This is a genomic window from Paenibacillus sp. Y930, from assembly GCF_056786375.1.
Window position 1 is genome coordinate 1 of record NZ_JBXCIX010000025.1, and the last position, 1,859, is coordinate 1,859.

1 protein-coding gene is annotated in these 1,859 nt (G+C 36.7%); it reads right to left on the minus strand.

Going from position 1 to position 1,859, the window contains the following annotated elements:
* Nucleotides 1–1,143: 1,143 nt before the first annotated feature.
* Nucleotides 1,144–1,635, minus strand: coding sequence for a P-loop NTPase family protein (locus AC1TO5_RS21155; protein ID WP_482064818.1), 492 nt, complete (start codon nucleotides 1,633–1,635; stop codon nucleotides 1,144–1,146).
* Between the last annotated feature and the right edge of the window lie 224 nt (nucleotides 1,636–1,859).

Here is a 1,859-nt window from a genome sequence, read left to right on the forward strand (position 1 = left end):
CTTCATTGAAATAAGAAGCAATGAGTTCTTTCATTAAATGATGATGCAAGATGATTTCCAACTTTCTTGTCATATATCGTATAACGTTCTTGTATTCATGAACTTGCGTAGCAAGTTGTCACTGAAACTACTACTTCTGCCAAAAACATCAAAGTGACCAAGGCGGAGCCGCAGCTTGAATACTGTGTTATACGCTGTTGTAATCCGAACTTCTCGAATGAAGACAGGACGTCGACCTTCAATTAATCAGTTTCTTGATTTTAAGAGCTGTTTTAAATTGTTCTTAAAACTGTTTTTTTTGTTCTTAAACATGCTTTTCAAGTGGTTCAAAATCATTGTCTTTATTCAGGTTTTTGTTGTAAGGTCTTATTCAAATGCTTTTGAATATATTTATGAGGTTGCAAAGTGCCCCTTTGCATTCAGAGTCTAACTAAGGTGAGGAATTTCATTATAGTAATTAGTACGATTGTAATTGCTCTTGCTACAAACAACAAGGACGTTGTGGACGCAAATACAGATCAGAACTGTTCGGATTACAATGGCGTATAACGTTCAGGTATTCACGAACTTCCGCAGGAAGTTGTCACTGAATCCACTACTCTGCCAAAAGCATCAAAGTGACCAAGGGCGCATGCCCGCAGCGTGAATACGGTGATATGTGATGCATCTGACTTCTTGAAATACTTCACAAACCTAAATGTTGCCATGCTATCATTTTTATATGTCTTAATGACTTCATCTATATTGCTTTTTTTCCGTAGGGTTTCTGTTCATTCTATTTTGATTTATGGTTTTCATCTGGGTTGTCTGACATTATAGTTGGATCTCCAACTGGTGCGGTTCATGGTGCGAAGATGAAACTAATTATTCTTGTGATTAGATTTGATTTACGTTTCTACTCACTACAACGAGATACGATCTAGTATTGTTGCTATTTCTGTTTGCTTTCATTAGCACTTGTATTTATATGGTTTTACCAATCCAGATGTTTCACATATCGTTCTTGTATTCACGAACTTGCGCAGCAAGTTGTCACTGAATCTGCTACTTCTGCCAATAACATCAAAGTGACCAAGGCGGAGCCGCCGCGTGAATACTGTGTTATGTGATGTCATCGCCCTCTTCGAATTCACTTTCTCAATATCAAATATGTATTAATCTCAAGATCTCCAAATTGTTCTTTACTATATGTCTCTTTCCAATAAATTCTGAGGTTATTTCCATGATCGTTCCCATATTTAAATGGTCAAAATCTCTATTCCAACGATACATAACAAGAAGGTTCTTAAAATCTTGAGTATAGTTACGCTCTTCAAGTCTTAATCTTGTTTTGATAAATCTCTTAAGCGTCCTCCAATTCTGGACTAGTAAACTAGGTTTGATTATAAAAATATAATCTGCTTCTTTTAAGCTACTGTATACCCATTTGTGATGTACCCCCTCAACTATCCACGATTCCTGTGTAATAATGTCATGTAGGCTCTTATCACGTATTTCTACTGGATATTTGGTATCCGTACTTCGATCCCAGACCAGATTATCCGTTTGGTAATGATTAATTCCCAGCTTCTGCGAGAGCATTCTTGAAATATAAGTTTTACCACTGCCACAACCACCGATAATGTGGATTTTCATAGTCTCTCCGTCCTATCCCTAAAACTTTATCTTGCGATGATTTCACATAACGTTCTTGTATTCACGAACTTGCGCAGCAAGTTGTCAGATAGAAATTACATCTTGAATTTCCTCTTCTGACCAAGGCGTAGCCGTCGCGTGAATACTGTGTTATGAGATGTCGGCGACTTCTTGAATTACTTAAGATTCTATTCGTTCATTAAACATTTCATTTATACTATGTA

Bases quoted from the DNA above. Each gene is read 5' to 3' on its own strand.
- AC1TO5_RS21155 (WP_482064818.1), bottom strand. From the start codon at position 1,635: ATGAAAATCCACATTATCGGTGGTTGTGGCAGTGGTAAAACTTATATT.